The organism is Nocardia sp. NPDC019219 (genome assembly GCF_040632645.1).
GTDB lineage: Bacteria > Actinomycetota > Actinomycetes > Mycobacteriales > Mycobacteriaceae > Nocardia > Nocardia sputorum.
This window is the reverse complement of sequence record NZ_JBEYCG010000004.1, coordinates 256,977-273,237: the sequence shown is the minus strand read 5'-3', so window position 1 is coordinate 273,237 and position 16,261 is coordinate 256,977. Positions and strand designations below refer to the sequence as shown.

The window sequence follows — 16,261 nt, the reverse complement described above, 5'->3', positions numbered from 1 at the left end:
ACCGGTAAACGCCGGTCCGCGGGTGGTTGGCCGCGGTTCAGAACGCGGGTTGTGCGGGCAGATCCGGGTCGGGGGCAGGGTCGTCCGGGACAGTTTCGCCCGCGTCGGGGACTTCGGTGCCGCGCAGTGAGGTGCCTGCGGTTTCGCGCAGGTAGTTCCAGGCGAGCAGGCCGATCAGGGACGCGCCGACCATGTAGACGGCGGGGAACAGCGACCAACCGGTGGTCTCGATGACGGCCTCGTTGATCAATGGGGCGGTGCCGCCGAAAACCGCGGTGGAGACGTTGTAGGCCAGCGCGAAACCCGCGTACCGCACATGCGTCGGGAAGATGGCGGGGAAGGTGGAGCTGATGGTGGACAGCTGCGGCACATACAGCAGTCCGAGCACGATGAAGCCGATGATGGCCCACGCGGTGCCCTGGCCCATCAGCCAGTACATCGGCACCGCGAGCACGGCGAGACCCATCAGGGAGAACAACCACATCGGGCGGCGGCCGACACTGTCGGACAGCCGGCCGAAGAAGGGCAGGACCACCATCATCACCACCTGCCCGATCAGCATCATCGCGGTGGTCGCCGATTCACCCATGCCGATCGTGTTCTGCAGATAGGTGGGCTGGTAGGTCAGCAGCGTGTAGTTCACCACGTTGAGCGCGACCACCAATCCGGCCAGCGTGAGCGTCTCACGCCGGTAGGTGGTCAGCACCTCGCGCAAGCCGCCGGGCGGATGCTTGTGCTCGGCGACTTCGGTGAACACCGGGCTCTCGTCCAGCCTGGCCCGCAGGTACCAGCCGGTCAGGCCGAGCGGGATGGCGATCAGGAACGGGATGCGCCAGCCCCACTCGTGCATGGTGTCCGAGCCCAGCGCGAGCTGGCAGGCCAGCACGGTCGCCGAACCGCCGACGAAGCCGGCGAGCGTGCCGAACTCCAGGAAACTGCCGAGGAAACCGCGTTTGCGGTCGGTGGCGCATTCGGCCAGATACGTAGCGGCGCCGCCGTATTCGCCCCCGGTGGAGAAGCCCTGCACCACACGCAGCAGGATGAGCAGGATCGGGGCCAGCACACCGACGGACGCGTGGGTGGGCAGCACGCCGATCGCTCCGGTGGCGGCCGCCATCAGCAGGATCGTGGTGGCCAGCACGGCTTTCCGGCCGATCCGGTCGCCGAGCGGCCCCCACACCATGCCGCCGAGCGGCCGGAGGACGAACGATATGGCGAAGCCGAGCATGGTACCGAGCGTGCCCAGTTCGCCGGGGAAGAAGGCGTCGGTCAGGTACGTCGCCGTGGCGGCGTAGACGCCGTAGTCGAACCATTCGGTCGCGTTGCCCATGGCGGAGGCCGCCACGGAACGCCGCAGCGGGAAACCCTCGGATGTCCGGTCGGTCACGTGCACGTCCTCTCCAGTCCGTCCACGGACCTCGGTTCGTTCCACCTCCGGTCCGAGAACCGAAGGCGTGGCACGAAACAGACCGATACCCAGGATTCCCGCCCGGCAAACAGGCGCACGTCCGCAAACGCGCCGCGAAGTCCGCCGCGACCTGCTGCTACTCGGATAATTGTGATGTCGATCACAGAGATTGCCCATGGCGACGAACTGTCGTCGAGGGCCGAGCTTCACCCCGCCCGAGCATGGCGGCGGCGGCCGCGACAGCAGCGTGCGCAACACGGCACGGCGCCGGCACGTCGAGGTCAAGTCGCTCGCGCACACGGCCGCGATGCAGGCGGCGCTACCCCCTCTGGCGGAGGGCGGCTCGATCACGTTGGTGTCGGCGGCGTCGGCGGGCGGTGTGATGCCCGCCACCGATGGCGGCGCTCGATGATGAGCGCCGAAATAGGCGCTGTTCTACAGCGGCGTCACGTACGCGCCCGCGATGCCACCGTCCACCAGGAACTGCGACGCGGTGATGAACGAGGAATCGTCGCTGGCGAGGAAAGCGACGGCGGCGGCGATCTCCTCCGGTTCGGCGAACCGGCCGAGCGGAACGTGCACCAGACGCCGCGCGGCCCGCTCGGGATCCTTGGCGAACAGTTCCTGGAGCAGGGGCGTGTTGACCGGACCGGGGCACAGCGCGTTCACCCGAATGCCGCTGCGGGCGAACTGGACTCCGAGTTCCCGGCTCATCGCCAGCACACCGCCCTTGGAGGCGGTGTAGGAGATCTGCGAAGTCGCCGCGCCCAGCACCGCGACGAACGAAGCGGTGTTGATCACCGAGCCCTTGCCGCGCTCGAGCATGTGCCCGATGGCGTACTTGCTGCACAGGTACACCGACGTCAGATTGACCTCCTGGACGCGCCGCCACGCGTCGATGCCGGTGGTCAGGATCGAATCGTCCTCCGGCGGCGAGATGCCCGCGTTGTTGAACGCGATGTCCAGCCCGCCGTAGGTATCGACCGCGGTCTGGAACAGGGCCTCGACCTGGGCCTCGTCGGTGACGTCCACCTGGACGTACCGGCCGCCGACCTCCTTGGCGGCCGCCTCGCCGGTCCCGGCGTCGATGTCCGCGACCACCACTTTCGCCCCCTCCGCCGCGAAGCGACGGACCGTGGCCAGACCGATACCGCTCCCGCCGCCGGTGACGACGGCGACTCGATCCTGTAAGCGCTGCAACGTATCTCCTGTCGGATGTGCGGGTATCACTGCGTGGCGAGGAAGACGTTCTTGGTCTCGGTGAAGGCGAGCGCGGCCTCCGGCCCGAGTTCGCGCCCCAGTCCGGACTGTTTGAACCCGCCGAACGGCGTCCAATACCGCACGGACGAATGCGAGTTCACCGACAGGTTGCCCGCCTCCACGCCGCGGGCCACGCGCAGCGCCCGGCCGACATCACGGGTCCAGATCGAGCCGGACAACCCGTAATTCGTGTCGTTGGCGATGCGCAGCGCGTCGGCCTCGTCGTCGAACGGCAGCACGGCGACCACCGGGCCGAACACTTCCTCGGTGAGCACCCGGTCGGTGGGCGCGCCGGGCAGCACCACGGTCGGCGGGTACCAGAATCCGGGCCCGTCGGGCATGCTTCCGGTGAACGCCACCTTGGTCGAGGGCTGCACGAACGCGGCCACCCGCTCCCGGTGCGCCGCCGAGATGAGCGGGCCCATCTCGGTGGCTTCGTCGGACGGGTCGCCCACCCGCACGCCCTGCACCGCCGGTTCCAGCAGTTCGAGAAAGCGGTCGAACACACCGCGCTGCACCAGGATCCGTGAGCGGGCGCAGCAGTCCTGCCCGGCATTGTCGAAGACGCCGTAGGGCGCGGTGGCCGCCGCCTGCTCCAGGTCGGCGTCGGCGAACACGATGTTCGCGCTCTTGCCGCCCAGTTCCAGCGTCACCCGCTTCACCTGCCGCGCGCAGCCCGCCATGATCTGTGTGCCCACCTCGGTGGAACCGGTGAACACGATCTTGCGGACGGCCGGGTGGGTGACGAAGCGCTGCCCCACCACCGATCCTTTTCCGGGCAGCACCTGGAACACGTCCTCGGGCAGTCCCGCCTCGAGCGCGAGTTCACCGAGCCGCAGGGCGGTCAGCGGGGTGACCTCGGCGGGCTTCAGCACCACCGTGTTGCCCGCGGCGAGCGCGGGCGCGAAGCCCCACGCGGCGATCGGCATCGGGAAGTTCCACGGCACGATCACCCCGACGACGCCGAGCGGCTCGTGGAAGGTGATGTCGACGCCGCCCGCGACCGGAATCTGGTGTCCCAGCAGCCGTTCCGGCATCCCGGCCGCGTAGTACAGGACGTCGCGGACGTTGCCCGCCTCCCAGCGCGCGTTGCCGATGGTGTGCCCGGCGTTGGCGACCTCGAGCCGGGCGAGGTGCTCCAGATCCGACTCGACCGCATCGGCGAACCGGCGCAGCAATCGTGCCCGGTCTCCCGGCGTCACTTCGCGCCAGGCAGCCGAGGCATGCTGCGCGCGGGCGATGGCCGCGTCGGTCTCCGCTTCCCCGACGAGTTCGACGGTGCTGACCACCTGTTCGGTCGCCGGGTTGACCACCTGCGCTGTCGTCACCGGTCGCGCTCCCTTCGATAGGTGTCCGCCGCCTCGACCAGTGCCCGGATCAACCGGCGGTCGGTGGCGTCGGCCTCCGGATGCCACTGCACGCCGACCAGGAACGACCCGTCAGTGGACTCCACGGCCTCGATGGTGCCGTCGGCGGCGTACGCGGTGGCGGCCAGGCCCTCCGCGAGCCGATCGACGGCCTGGTGATGGTGGCAATGAACCTTCAGTTCCGCGCCGGCCGAGCGCGCGATCCTGCTACCCGCGATCGTCAGCACCCGGGTGGCGGTGAACCCGCCCTCGACGCCGGAGTGCTCCTCGTGACCGACGACGTCGGGCAGATGCGGGATCAACGTGCCGCCGAGCGCCACGTTCGCCAGTTGCAACCCGCGGCACACCGCGAGTATCGGCATGTCCGCCGCCCGCGCCAGCTCGAACAGGCCGAACTCCGATTCGTCCCGGTCCGGCCTGGTGTAGCCGGGTATCCCGGACGACGGGCCGCCGTAGCGGACCGGATCGACGTCCGCGCCGCCGGTCAGCACCAATCCGTCGAGCCGCCGCACCAGCTCGGGACGCGCGACGCCCGCGGGCGGCAGCAACACCGGGATGCCGCCCGCGGCGGCCACCATCTCGACATAGGCGTGCGGCAGGACCGCGCCCGGCAGATCCCAGGCGTTGAAGCGGACCTGCTCCACGTAGGTGGGCAGGCCGATCACGGGACGGGCTCCCGCGACCTCAGAGTCGTTCGAAACCACGGATACGCTCCCAGTCGGTGACCGCGGCGTCGTAGGCGTCCAGCTCGACCCGCGCCGCGTTGCGGTAGTGCTCCACTACATCATCACCGAAGGCCGCGCGGGCCACCGTGCTGTCGCCGAACAGCTGGGCCGCTTCGCGCAGCGTCCGCGGCACCCGAGGGCGCTCGGAGCGGTAGGCGTTGCCGTGGAATTCCGGCTCCAGCGGCAGCCCGCGATCGATACCGTGCAGTCCCGCCGCGATCAGGGCGGCCACGGCGAGGTACGGGTTCACGTCGCCGCCGGGCACCCGGTTCTCGAACCGCAGCGAATGCTCTTCGCCGACCACGCGGACGGCGCAGGTCCGGTTGTCGCGGCCCCACGCGATCGCGGTCGGGGCGAAGCTCCCGGTGACGAATCGCTTGTAGGAGTTGATGTTCGGCGCCAGCAGGTAGGTGAACTCGCGCAGGCAGTCCAGCTGCCCCGCGATGAACTGCCGCATCAGCGGCGACATGCCGTCCGCTCCGTCGCCCGCGAAAACCGGCTCCCCCGATTCACCGCGCAAGCTCAAGTGGATGTGACACGAATTACCCTCCCGCTCATTGTATTTCGCCATGAACGTGAGGCTGCGCCCTTCCTGGGCGGCGATCTCCTTCGCGCCGGTCTTGTAGATGCTGTGGTTGTCGCAGGTGACCAGCGCTTCGTCGTACCGGAACGCGATCTCGTGCTGGCCTGGGTTGCATTCGCCTTTGGCCGACTCGACGTACATTCCCGCGCCGTCCATCTCCTTACGTATGCGGCGCAGCAACGGTTCGATCCGCCCGGTGCCGAGCATCGAGTAGTCGACGTTGTACTGGTTGGCCGGTGTCAGCCCGCGGTACCCGGCGTTCCAGGCCGCCTCGTAGCTGTCGTCGAACACGAGGAATTCGAGTTCGGTCCCGACGAACGCGCGCAGGCCGCGCTCGGCCAACCGGTCCAGCTGTCTGCGCAGCACCTGGCGCGGCGAGGCGGGCACGGGCCGCCCCTCCGGCACCACGTGCTCGACGTCGCACAACACGAGCGCCGTGCCCGGCCACCACGGCGTCGTCCGCAGGGTGCGCAGATCCGGCCGCAGCACGACGTCCCCGTACCCGGTCTCCCAGGACGACAGCGCGTATCCGTCGACGGTCGTCATATCCACGTCCACGGCGAGCAGGTATCCGCACGCCTCGGTGGCGTGCTGGACCACCTCGTCCAGAAAATATCGCGCGGCGCAGCGTTTGCCTTGCAGTCGCCCCTGCATATCGGTCATGGCGACCAGCACCGTGTCGATCTCACCCGTGTCGACCCGGTCCCGCAATTGCGCCACACTCAACATCCCGCTACGCATCCACGACCCCTCTCGGCACCAACCGTGCTCACGCTAGAGCAAAACGGACACCTTTGTGAGGCGACACCCGAATCTCGTCGGCGCTGCGGGATGGTGTGCGATCAGGCCAGCTCAGACGGCACGTCGGCGGCCGCGCGGCAGGGGTCAGGACAAGGAGTTGCGCAGCGCGGCGGAAAGGATGGACAGCCGTCGCGGGCGGAGCCGCGACGGCTCGGGCGGGCGCGGCGCGCGGATCGGCCGTCCGAACCACATGCGGATGAGCAACGCCGCGAAACCCAGGTGGCCGCGCAACGCCGGACCGGCGAGGGCGAGCGACCATCGCGTCTGCGTACCGGCCGCGGGCAACTCGCGTCCGGCGAAGCGGCCGGCGAGCCAGTCGACCATGACCGGCAGCGCCAGGAACTGCAACAGCAGATGGGTGCTGAGCCGGTCGCGCAGGTAGCGCACGTGCACGCCCGCGTCCACGTAACGGGCGACGTGGCCGTCCACGTCGGCTACCGCGATCACCTCGTCGTGCACGCCTTGCAGCACCAGCATGGGCATGGCGGGCGCGCGGCGGCCCGGGTGGATGTCGTCGAGGATCCGCCGCAACCCGTCCTGGGCGATCATCGCGGCGAGCCCCGCGTCGCTGTGCTTGTCGATGTCGCGCCGGGCGAAGCGATACAGCAGCGGGAAAGTCGCGGTGGTCTCGGTCTCGGCCAGCCAGCCCAGATACCGGGCGTCCAGGTGGGCGCGCAGCATGCGGTCCAGGTCCGGATACCCGCGGCGCAGCCCGGCGGTGAAGACGGCCGCGAACCCCGCGAACAACGTGCCGTTGAGCCGGACGAACGCGGCGGCCGGATCACCCACCGGCGAGCCGGCGACCGCGCCGACCACGTTCAGCTCCGGCGCGTACTCGGCGGCCGCCTCCGCGGCCCAGGCGGTGGCCAATCCCCCGCCGGAATAACCCCACAACCCGACCGGCGTGGCCGGTTCCAGCCCGAGCGGGACGAACGTGAGAGCGGCGCGAACCGCGTCCAGCGCGCGGAATCCCGGCTCCCTGGCCACGCCGAACCGGCCCGCGGTGCCACCGTGATCCGGCACCGACACCGCCCAGCCCCGTGCCAGGGCGCTGACGATCAACGGCAGCTCGAGCTGGGGGATCGATCCGGCGGCCCGCGCCCCGCGCCGTAACGAATAGGAGGGAAGACATTTCGACGCGACCGCGTCGATCGCGCACTGGAACGAGACCAGCGGGCGCGGCTCGGCCGGATCCGCACCCCACGGCAACAGCACGGTGGTCACCGCCACCTCCGGCTCACCGTCCAGATCACAGGTGCGATAGAGCAACTGCCACGCCGAAACGCGCTGCGGCACAAGGGCGAAGAAGCCGATCTCCACGGTCCGCGTGCGGACGATCGCACCGGGACGCAAGCGCCCGACCGCGGGCGGCGGCACGTAGAACGGATCGTCTTCGGGCAGCACCGGCCGACGCGCGAACGCGTCCGGATCGGGCGGCACCGGCCCGCCGTCCCACTCGGGCTCCACGCTCATCCTGTTCTCCCTTTCCGACGGCACGGCCGTGCTGACGGGCACCGTCGCGCCGGTGACGGCGCGAGATGCCCGTATTCCACCCAAGCAATGTCGCGGCCGGAAAAGAATTGTCCCCGGCACCAATTAGACGGTCGCGGATTCTCGCGCCGATGCAGTGACAACGGGGCTCAGAAGCCGCCGTTACCGCCGATCATCCACGGATTGAAAGTGCATTCCAGCGCCGGATGCCCGACCGGATCCAGCGCGTGCAGCACGATCGATGCCGCCCGCGGCGAGTACATCATCGTGAGGTGATCGGACATATCCTGCTCGCACCCGTCCTGCAGCGTGACGTTGTCCACCGTCGCGTCCGGACCCGCCTGCAAGAACGTCCATTGGTACGGGTTGGTGATCTCATCGTGCCGCGAACCGATGGCCGTGTAGGCGACGCCCGGCACCGTGTCGCCCTGCGCGTTCAGGCCGGCGTAGAACGGTGAGCCCGCCGCCTGCTGGATATTCGCGATGCCGACCAGCGGCTCGTAGAACCCGAGGATATTCACGCCGAGGTTGTTGATGATCCGGCCGAGTGTCGCGATGCCCAGCAACGAGGTGCCGTGATGGGTGGCGCCCAAGCTCACCAATTCGCCCACTTTGCCCTGGCCGCCGTCGAATTTCAGATAGTGGTTGGCGATCGTGCCGCCTTGGGAGTGGCCGACGATGTCCACGGCCTGCGCTCCCGTCGCGGCCAGTACCCGGTCGACGAAGTCCCGCAGCTGCCCCGCCGAATCCTCCATCGGCCCGACGCCGAAGCGCCCGGGCAGGATCGGTCCCAGCCCGCCGCCCTCCAGCAGGCCCGATCGCCCGTAGTTGAAGGCGAACACGCAGAACCCGGCGCGCGCCAGGCGCGGCGACAGGGAGGCGAAGGTGTCGTAGGCGTTGAGCCAGGTGCCGTGCAGCAACACCACCGGACGCGGGTGCTCGGCGGTCGGGGCGCAGTTCCAGCGGTTGGCGCCGGGCGGGGCCGCGTCGGGATGGGTCAGCCCGTAGGCGAAGGCGGCCAGATACGCCGACATCTCCGGGCCTTCGCCGGACGCGTCGGAGGCGACGCTGGTCGCCCATCCCGACGAACTGCCGGTGTCCACGATCGCGCGCGGCTGCCTGCCGTCCGGCGCGGGCGTCAAGCCCGCGCTGATGTACTCGGCGAGGGCCTGCTGGGTCGGTTCGATCTCCGCCTGCGCCGCCCCGCCGCCCAGCGCGGTCGCCATGGTCAGGCCCGCGATCATCGCGGCTCCCAGAATCGCCCGCCGAGCGTTGTGCGTCATTGCCAACATCCAGTTCACTTCCATTCGCGCCGAACGAACGCGGCGGGCGGTGAAATCGTGCACCGCCACGAAATGTCTTCCGCGCCACATTTGGAGACAGATGTGATCAGGGCCATATGCGCCAGCCGCTTTCCGAATGTAGAGCGCTCGCCGCAGCGATGTCACTGCACCTCGAGGAGAAGATTTCCGCCGGAATTTTGGCGTGCGAGCCAAAATTCGCGCGGCCGCGCCGACGACCTTGCCCCGGGATTCTGTGGTCGGAAACAATCGGCCCATGTCCGTCGTGTTGTCCCCGGTGACCGGAGACGCCCCGCTCGTCGCCCGGCTGCTCACCCGCTGGCCGCAGATCGCCGAGCGCATGCTCGCCGCGGGCCTGGGCACCACCCCGCCCGCCGCCGACCTGCCGGAGGGGCATTTCACCGCCGAGGTGCTTCCGGCGATCTACGCGTGCGGCCGCGCGGTGCTCCAAGCGATCGGGGAACAGCGCAGCTTCACCAAATCCGAGGTCGCGACGTTCGTCGCCCCGGTGGCCGAACGGCACGCCGAGGACCGGTTTCCGTTGCCCCTGCTCATCGAAGCCATTCACGGTTCCGCGCAGTCGGTGCTCCAGGAGGCGGCCGCGCTGGCGTCCCGCGACGAACTCGACGACCTCGTCGTGATCGGCAGCCGCCTGCTCGACCTGCTCATGCAGATCAACATCACGGTCGTGGAGACCTACACCGAGGTCGAGCAGTCCATCTACAACGCCGAGCGGGAAGCGCGCCGCGCGCTGTGCTCCGCGCTGTTGCACGGGCTGCCCGCCGAGGAACTGGCGGCGCGGGCGGACACCACGCTGGCCGAGCACTACACGGTGCTGGCGATCCACATCCGGCCCGATGACCAGCCGAGCACGGTCGCGACACTGGTCGGACGCCGCCGCATCCGCCTTCTGCACCGCGCGTTGGACGCCCTCGCGGGCACCAAAGCATTGGCCACCTTCGACGGCTGGACCGGAATCGCGTTGCTGCCCACGGGTTCCGATACCGAACTCGACGACGCGCGCTATGCGGGACTGGCCGCCGAACTGACCGAGCACTTCGGCATACCGGTGTTCCTCGCCGAATATCCCGCGGTGCCGCAGGACGCCATCGCGCAGACCGCGAAGGAAGCCACCGACCTCGCCGAGCTCGCACGGCTGCTCGGCAGGCCCGCGGGCGTCTACCAGCTCGACGACCTGCTGCTGGAATACCAGCTCACCAGACCGGGCACCGCTCGCGCGCGGCTGGCCGAGCGCATCGCCCCGATCCTGGACAGCCCGCACCTGCTCGACGCGCTCGACGCGCACCTGCGCCACGGCTCCGACCGCAAAGCCGCGGCCGCTGAGATCCACGTGCATCCCAACACCTTCAGCTATCGCCTGCGCCGCATCGCCGAACTCACCGGGGCCGATCCCACCGATCCGCACGACTCGCGGCTGCTGGCGGCCGCGCTGACGATTCAGCGCCTGTATCCGGGCCGACCGACCGGCGGCGGAAAGCCCTAGCGGGAAAACTCGCTCGCCCCGCGCGGCGGTCGCGGTTACCGTCCGACGCATGGGAGACGAGCACGAGTCGATCGACGCGGGCGGCTACTTGCTGACCGGTCGATCGCTGGACGAGTACCGGGTGATGTTCGCGCTCACCGACGACGACTTGCGCGGCGATATCCTCGACTGCCCCGGCGGTGCGGCCAGTTTCGCGGTGGAGGCGGCCGCGCTCGGCGCACGGGTGGTCGCGGTCGATCCGGTCTATCGCCTGCCCGCCGCGGAGCTGACCGCCTTGGCGGCCGCGGAACTCGACCACAGCACGTCGCACACGACAGCCGCCGCCGACCACTACGTCTGGGGTTTCTACGGCGATCTCCACGGCCACCGCGAGATGCGGAAGACCGCCGCGGGCCGGTTCGCCGATGATCTGCGCGTCAACCCGGCGCGCTACCGATTCGGCGCCCTGCCCGCACTCGACTTCCCCGATCGGGCCTTCGATCTGGTGCTGAGCTCGCATCTGCTGTTCACCTACGCCGACCGGTTGGATTTCGACTTCCATGTAGCCGCACTGCGGGAACTGACGCGGCTGAGCCGCCGGGAGGTCCGGGTGTTCCCGCTCGTCGACCATGCCGGCGGACAGCTGGACGACCTGCTGGATCATGTTCGAAACGAGTTGCGCTCCAGCGGAATTCGGTCCGAAGTCGCCGACGTGGAGTTCGAGTTCCAGCGCGGGGCGCGCTCGATGCTGCGCTTGTCGGCAGCCTGACACCCGTTCGCGTCACTCGAGTTCGGCGGCGCGTCCCGGTAGCAGCGATTCGCTCCGGCGAAGCCGCGATCGGTCGGGCGCGTCGCTCGACGCGGTAGGGCACGATCCGATTCCGACGGCCGTCCGGATGTGCTGGACGAACTCGCCGAGACCTCCCCGCCGCCGAAACCGGCGTGACACCCGGCCCGGCATGGCCCAACCTGGCGAATCTGTGTTAACTTAACCGAGAATCGAAGTTAACTTAGCTGATCGGAGAGGGCTATGAGGTCCGCCGTCATCGTCGATGTCGTCCGCACACCGTCCGGTAAAGGCAAGGCAGGCGGCGGCCTGTCGGAGGTGCATCCGGCCACCCTGCTGGCAGGCGTGCTCGCCGAACTCGTCGCCCGCAACGACTTCGATCCCGCCCTCGTGGACGACGTGGTCGGCGGATGCGTCACACAGAGCGGGGAGCAGGCGTTCAACATCAGCAGGACCGCCGCGCTGGCCGCCGGTTTCCCCGAGTCGGTGCCCGCCACCACGGTGGACCGGCAGTGCGGGTCCAGCCAGCAGGCCGCGCACTTCGCGGCGCAAGGCGTTATCGCGGGCGCCTACGACATCGCGATCGCGTGTGGTGTGGAATCCATGAGCCGGGCGCCGATGTTCTCCAACGGCCAAGGCAAAGACGCCAACCGCGGCCCGCTCGCCCACCGTTACCCGGACGGCCTCATCCAGCAGGGCATCGCGGCCGAGGTGATCGCCGCCCGGTGGAAGTTCGACCGCACCGCGCTGGACGAGTTCGCGGCCCGCTCGCATCGGCTCGCCGCCGAGACCGCGGCGCGGGGCGGTTTCGACAACGAACTGGCCGCGGCGGGCACGCTGACCTCCGACGAGACCATCCGGCCCGCCACCACCGGCGAAAGCCTCGCGAAGCTGCGACCGGCCTTCGTCGACGATCAGTACACCGCACGCTTCCCCGAGATAGAGTGGTCGATCACTCCGGGCAATTCCTCGCCGCTCACCGACGGGGCCTCGGCCGCGCTGATCATGAGCGAGGAGGCGGCGGCGAAACTGGGCCTGCGCCCGCGCGCCCGGTTCCACTCGTTCGCCGTGGTGGGTGACGATCCCCTGCTCATGCTCACGGCAGTGATTCCCGCAACCCGCAAAGTGCTCGACCGCGCCGGGCTGAGCATCGATGACATCGACGCCTACGAGGTGAACGAGGCATTCGCGCCCGTGCCGCTGGTCTGGCGGCAGGAAGTGAACGCCGATCCGGAGAAGCTGAACCCGCGCGGCGGCGCGATCGCCCTCGGTCACCCGCTGGGCGCGTCCGGCACCCGCATCCTGGCGACACTGGTCAACCATCTGGAACAGACCGGCGGCCGCTACGGCCTGCAGACGATGTGCGAAGCGGGCGGCCTGGCCAACGCGACGATCATCGAACGCCTCGGATGAGCACCCGTACCGCGCTGGTCACCGGCGGATCCCGCGGCATCGGCGCGGAGGTGGCGCGCCGCCTGGCCGGCGAGGGTTATCACCTGACCCTCGCCGCGCGCACGCCCGACACCCTCGAGCAGACCGCGGCGCGTCTACGTGCCGAAACCGGAGCGGACGTGCAGACGGTGGCCGCGCACATGAACGACCTCGATCAGGTACGCACCCTGGTGCGGGCCCACGAGGAACGCTTCGGCGGGATGAACGCGCTGGTGTTGAGCGCGGGCACCGGCACGGCGGGCGCCGTGGCCGACCTGCCCGCGAAGGCATACGAGCGCATGCTGGACGTGAATTTCCGCGGCCCGCTGACCGTCATCCAGGCGGCGTTGCCGCTGCTGCGCAAGAGCGCGGACGCCGACCGCGAGCGGGGCGCGAAGATCGTCGCGCTCGCTTCGATCACCGGTGTCGCCGGGGAGGCGGGCCTCGCCGCGTACGGAGCCACCAAAGCGGCGCTCATCTCGCTGTGCGAGACGGTCTCCCTGGAGGAGTCCGGCAACGGTGTCAGCGCGACGGCGGTGTCTCCCGGCTATGTCGACACCGACATGACCGCGTGGAAGCGGGATGTCCTCGACCGGTCCGCCATGCTCACCACCGGCGACATCGCCGAGATGGTACTGGCGATCACCCGGTTGTCGCGCAACGCCGTGGTGCCGAACATCGTGCTGTCTCGCGCCGGCGACCAGCTGTGGCGTGCGTGAGCACCGTTACCGCACAGCGACCATCGCGCCGGCTCTCGGTATACGAAACGGAGCCCCGAATCCGCTTTCGGTGAATCGCAATTCGGGACGGATTATCGGATTCCGATGGCCGGCCCCATTGCGGCGATAAACGAATATTCGACGACAGGCCGAGTCGCCGAAAAATAGCACCGGCGCCTACCGCGATTCGCGGTAGGCGCCGGTAGCGCTTAGGCTGTGACGCGTCAGAGGTACGCGCCGCACACGGGCCAGGCGCCCGGACCCTGGGTCGCGAGCACGTTCTCGGCGACGCGGATCTGCTCTTCGCGGCTCGCGTTGGAGGGGCTGCCGGAGCCACCGTTGGCCTCCCAGGTGCTCTGGGTGAACTGCAGGCCGCCGGAGAAGCCGTTGCCGGTGTCGGTGCCCCAGTTGCCACTGCTCTCGCACTGCGCGACGGCGTCCCAGTTGTGGGCCGACGCGGTGGCGGTCGACAGGCCGAACGGCACGGCGACGAAAGCGCCGACAGCCGCGGTGAAGCCGAGAACACGAGTGGTGAATTTACGGTTATGCGACATGAGATTTCCCGCCTGCGCCCACCGGCTCGGCGAATGTTCGCCGCGCCCCTGTCCCCAGGAAGGTCGTGGACACTCGAACCGCGGGACAGGGTTTCCGGCGTTCTGCGATTCGAGCTCGATCTCGGTGTTGCCCCGAGCCGTGACCGACGTTAGCGGAGATTTCGCGGCAGATCACGTTCGAATAACGTCGAAACAGGTTTAACCCCTGGTCGAGACTCTGCGCCATCCACGCAGGTAGCTCGCGGAAAATTGGGCGATACGATTCCGCTGTTATGGCCCCGTGATGTGGCCGAGATCACCGCGAAATGGTGAAGCGGATCGCATTTCCGCAGGTCCACGACTTGCGGTAGTAGGCATCCCGATACCCGCATCGTCGGCTCAGCGGGACGCAGCTACCGAGTCGTTACCTGGACTACGAACCGGAGATAGACCGGTGACCCCGCCCACCGGCGCCGCACGACCCAGGAGTGGTCTCGGCACGGTAACGACCTGGGCGGGACCCCAGGGAGGCCCCGCGCCGGTTCGCCGCTCATGCGGCGCACCGGAGCCGGAGGCGCGTCGATCGACCACCCCCGGCGCCGAGGGGGCTACTTTCCGTGCGCCCGCAACTGGTAGAGGCCCTCGGTTTCCGCCACGACCACACCATCGGCGTCGGTGACCACCGCACGCAGCGTGAAGTCGGCCTTGCCGTTCTCCCCCGCCTCCGCGGCGATGCGCGTGATCTCCTCGTCCGACAGCGACGCCTCCGCCCGCACAGCGGTCTTGGCCGGCTTGCGGAAGGCGATGCGCAGGTCCTTCACCAGCGGATAGAACGCCGAGTTGTCGAAGGTCGCGACCGCGATCGCGCCGCCGAGGATCTCGGCGACGGTGAACAGCACACCGGCGTACATCACACCGAAGTGGTTGCCGTTGCCCTCGACGGGGACCGATGTCGCCGCGAAACCGCGCCGCACCTCCACCGCCTGCACGCCCATCTTGTGTGCGATCGGAATGGTGAATTCCAGTGCTCCGTTGACGATGTCCTTGAACGGAGGAGTCTCGACGTCGCTCATCGCAACCGTCCCTTCACGCCGGGTGGCCGGCACCTCGTTGTCTCTGACCACGACCACCTCGGTGGACGTCACCGAAGCGTAGAGCCTCGGGGCCGCGCGCCGACAGGGTGTTGGCAGTTTGCCAACACCGTCGGCTCCGCGGGTCACAGGCTACGGGCGATGATCTCTTTCATGATCTCGTTGGTGCCGCCGTAGATCTTCTGCACGCGGCTGTCGGTCCACATCCGCGAGATCGGATACTCGGTCATGTAGCCGTAGCCGCCGTGCAGCTGAAGGCATTCGTCGGCCACCGACATGGCGCGATCGGTGGTCCACCACTTGGCCATGGCCACGGTCGGGATGTCCAGTTCCCCGCGCAGATGCCGCATGATGCAGTCGTCCAGGAAGACGCGGGCCACCCGCGTCTCGGTGGCCGCCTCGGCGAGGGTGAACTTGGTGTTCTGGAACGCGAACAGCGGCTTGCCGAAAGCGTGCCGCTCCTTGGTGTAGCGCAGTGTCACCTCCAGCGCGGCTTCCATTCCGGCCACCGACCCGACGGCGATGATCAGCCGCTCCTGCGGAAGCTGCTGCATCAGCTGGACGAATCCCTGGCCTTCCTGGGTACCGAGGAGGTTCGTGACCGGGACCCGGACGTCCTCGAAGAACAGTTCGGAGGTGTCCTGCCCCTTCTGGCCCACCTTGTCCAGCACCCGGCCACGCCGGAAGCCCGCCCGCTCGGCCTCCACCAGGATCAGCGAGATGCCGCTCGCGCCTTCGCTGGTGTCGGTCTTGGCGACGACGATGATGAGGTCGGCCTGGCTACCGTTGGTGATGAAGGTCTTGGAGCCGTTCACCACGTACTCGTCGCCCTCGCGGATCGCCTTGGTCTTCACGTTCTGCAGGTCGGAGCCCGTGCCGGGCTCGGTCATGGCGATCGCGCCGACGACCTCGCCGCTGGCCATCTTCGGCAGCCATTGCCGCTTCTGCTCTTCGGTGCCGTAGTGCAGCAGGTAATGCGCGACGATGCCGCTGTGCAGCGTGGCCCCCCAGGAGGTGTCGAACACCTTGGCCTGCTCCTCGATGAGGACGGCCTCGTGCGCGAAGGTGCCGCCGCCACCGCCGTACTCCTCCGGGATCGACGCGCACAGCAGGCCGAGCGCGCCCGCCTTGTTCCAGAACTCGCGGTCGACGTGGTGCTGCTCGATGAACTTGTCGATGTTCGGCGTCAACTCCTTCGCGAAGAACGAGCGGGCGAGCTCGCGCAGGGCGTCCAGGTCGTCGTCGAGCCAGGCGGACCGGTAGGTCGTCATCGGGTGTCCT

The 16,261-nt window shown here is 68.9% G+C and carries 15 protein-coding genes; 5 read left to right on the top strand and 10 right to left on the bottom strand.

Annotated elements, in window-relative coordinates:
- Positions 1-37 precede the first annotated feature (37 nt).
- Positions 38-1,387 carry an MFS transporter gene (locus ABZ552_RS10730; protein ID WP_281917580.1) on the bottom strand — a complete coding sequence of 450 codons (1,350 nt, stop codon included), beginning with the start codon at positions 1,385-1,387 and terminating at the stop codon, positions 38-40.
- Between the two features lie 196 nt (positions 1,388-1,583).
- Between ABZ552_RS10730 and ABZ552_RS10725 the strand changes: the two genes are divergently transcribed.
- Complete coding sequence (locus ABZ552_RS10725; protein ID WP_281917579.1) at positions 1,584-1,820, top strand: hypothetical protein; 237 nt, start codon at positions 1,584-1,586, stop codon at positions 1,818-1,820.
- Between the two features lie 23 nt (positions 1,821-1,843).
- Here the strand turns inward: ABZ552_RS10725 and ABZ552_RS10720 are convergent, their stop codons facing one another.
- The 6 genes from ABZ552_RS10720 to ABZ552_RS10695 form a co-directional block, all read right to left on the bottom strand.
- Complete coding sequence (locus ABZ552_RS10720) at positions 1,844-2,608, bottom strand: 3-oxoacyl-ACP reductase (RefSeq protein ID WP_281878225.1); 765 nt, start codon at positions 2,606-2,608, stop codon at positions 1,844-1,846.
- 26 nt (positions 2,609-2,634) lie between these two features.
- Complete coding sequence (locus tag ABZ552_RS10715; RefSeq protein WP_281917578.1) at positions 2,635-3,996, bottom strand: aldehyde dehydrogenase family protein; 1,362 nt, start codon at positions 3,994-3,996, stop codon at positions 2,635-2,637.
- The gene (locus ABZ552_RS10710) at positions 3,993-4,739 is read right to left on the bottom strand and encodes a gamma-glutamyl-gamma-aminobutyrate hydrolase family protein (protein WP_281878223.1); all 747 of its coding nucleotides are present in this window, start codon (positions 4,737-4,739) and stop codon (positions 3,993-3,995) included. The genes ABZ552_RS10715 and ABZ552_RS10710 overlap by 4 nt, the downstream gene beginning before the upstream one ends.
- Positions 4,720-6,084, bottom strand: a complete 1,365-nt coding sequence (locus ABZ552_RS10705) for a glutamine synthetase family protein (RefSeq protein ID WP_281917577.1) — start codon at positions 6,082-6,084, stop codon at positions 4,720-4,722. Before ABZ552_RS10705 ends, ABZ552_RS10710 begins: the two co-directional genes overlap by 20 nt.
- A gap of 144 nt (positions 6,085-6,228) precedes the next feature.
- Positions 6,229-7,617 carry a lipase family protein gene (locus ABZ552_RS10700; protein ID WP_357436559.1) on the bottom strand — a complete coding sequence of 463 codons (1,389 nt, stop codon included), beginning with the start codon at positions 7,615-7,617 and terminating at the stop codon, positions 6,229-6,231.
- 167 nt (positions 7,618-7,784) lie between these two features.
- On the bottom strand, positions 7,785-8,918 hold the full coding sequence (locus ABZ552_RS10695; RefSeq protein ID WP_281917575.1) for an alpha/beta fold hydrolase: 1,134 nt from the start codon (positions 8,916-8,918) through the stop codon (positions 7,785-7,787).
- Between the two features lie 274 nt (positions 8,919-9,192).
- Here ABZ552_RS10695 and ABZ552_RS10690 point away from each other — a divergent pair, with 274 nt between their 5' ends.
- The 4 genes from ABZ552_RS10690 to ABZ552_RS10675 all read left to right on the top strand — a co-directional run bounded on the left by ABZ552_RS10690 (position 9,193) and on the right by ABZ552_RS10675 (position 13,356).
- Positions 9,193-10,440 (top strand): helix-turn-helix domain-containing protein, encoded by a 1,248-nt coding sequence (locus ABZ552_RS10690; protein ID WP_281878217.1) that lies wholly within the window; start codon positions 9,193-9,195, stop codon positions 10,438-10,440.
- A gap of 49 nt (positions 10,441-10,489) precedes the next feature.
- Positions 10,490-11,188 (top strand): hypothetical protein, encoded by a 699-nt coding sequence (locus ABZ552_RS10685; RefSeq protein WP_357436556.1) that lies wholly within the window; start codon positions 10,490-10,492, stop codon positions 11,186-11,188.
- A 261-nt stretch (positions 11,189-11,449) separates the two neighbouring features.
- Positions 11,450-12,619 (top strand): thiolase family protein, encoded by a 1,170-nt coding sequence (locus tag ABZ552_RS10680; protein WP_357436554.1) that lies wholly within the window; start codon positions 11,450-11,452, stop codon positions 12,617-12,619.
- Positions 12,616-13,356 (top strand): SDR family oxidoreductase, encoded by a 741-nt coding sequence (locus ABZ552_RS10675; protein ID WP_357436552.1) that lies wholly within the window; start codon positions 12,616-12,618, stop codon positions 13,354-13,356. Before ABZ552_RS10680 ends, ABZ552_RS10675 begins: the two co-directional genes overlap by 4 nt.
- Positions 13,357-13,580: 224 nt before the next feature.
- On the opposite strand, the gene ABZ552_RS10670 is transcribed toward ABZ552_RS10675, so the two are convergent.
- From ABZ552_RS10670 to ABZ552_RS10660, 3 genes are all read right to left on the bottom strand, one after another.
- On the bottom strand, positions 13,581-13,910 hold the full coding sequence (locus tag ABZ552_RS10670; RefSeq protein WP_281878213.1) for a transglycosylase family protein: 330 nt from the start codon (positions 13,908-13,910) through the stop codon (positions 13,581-13,583).
- Between the two features lie 587 nt (positions 13,911-14,497).
- Positions 14,498-14,962 (bottom strand): YiiD C-terminal domain-containing protein, encoded by a 465-nt coding sequence (locus tag ABZ552_RS10665; protein WP_281878212.1) that lies wholly within the window; start codon positions 14,960-14,962, stop codon positions 14,498-14,500.
- 143 nt (positions 14,963-15,105) lie between these two features.
- Complete coding sequence (locus tag ABZ552_RS10660; protein WP_357436549.1) at positions 15,106-16,251, bottom strand: acyl-CoA dehydrogenase family protein; 1,146 nt, start codon at positions 16,249-16,251, stop codon at positions 15,106-15,108.
- Positions 16,252-16,261: the final 10 nt, after the last annotated feature.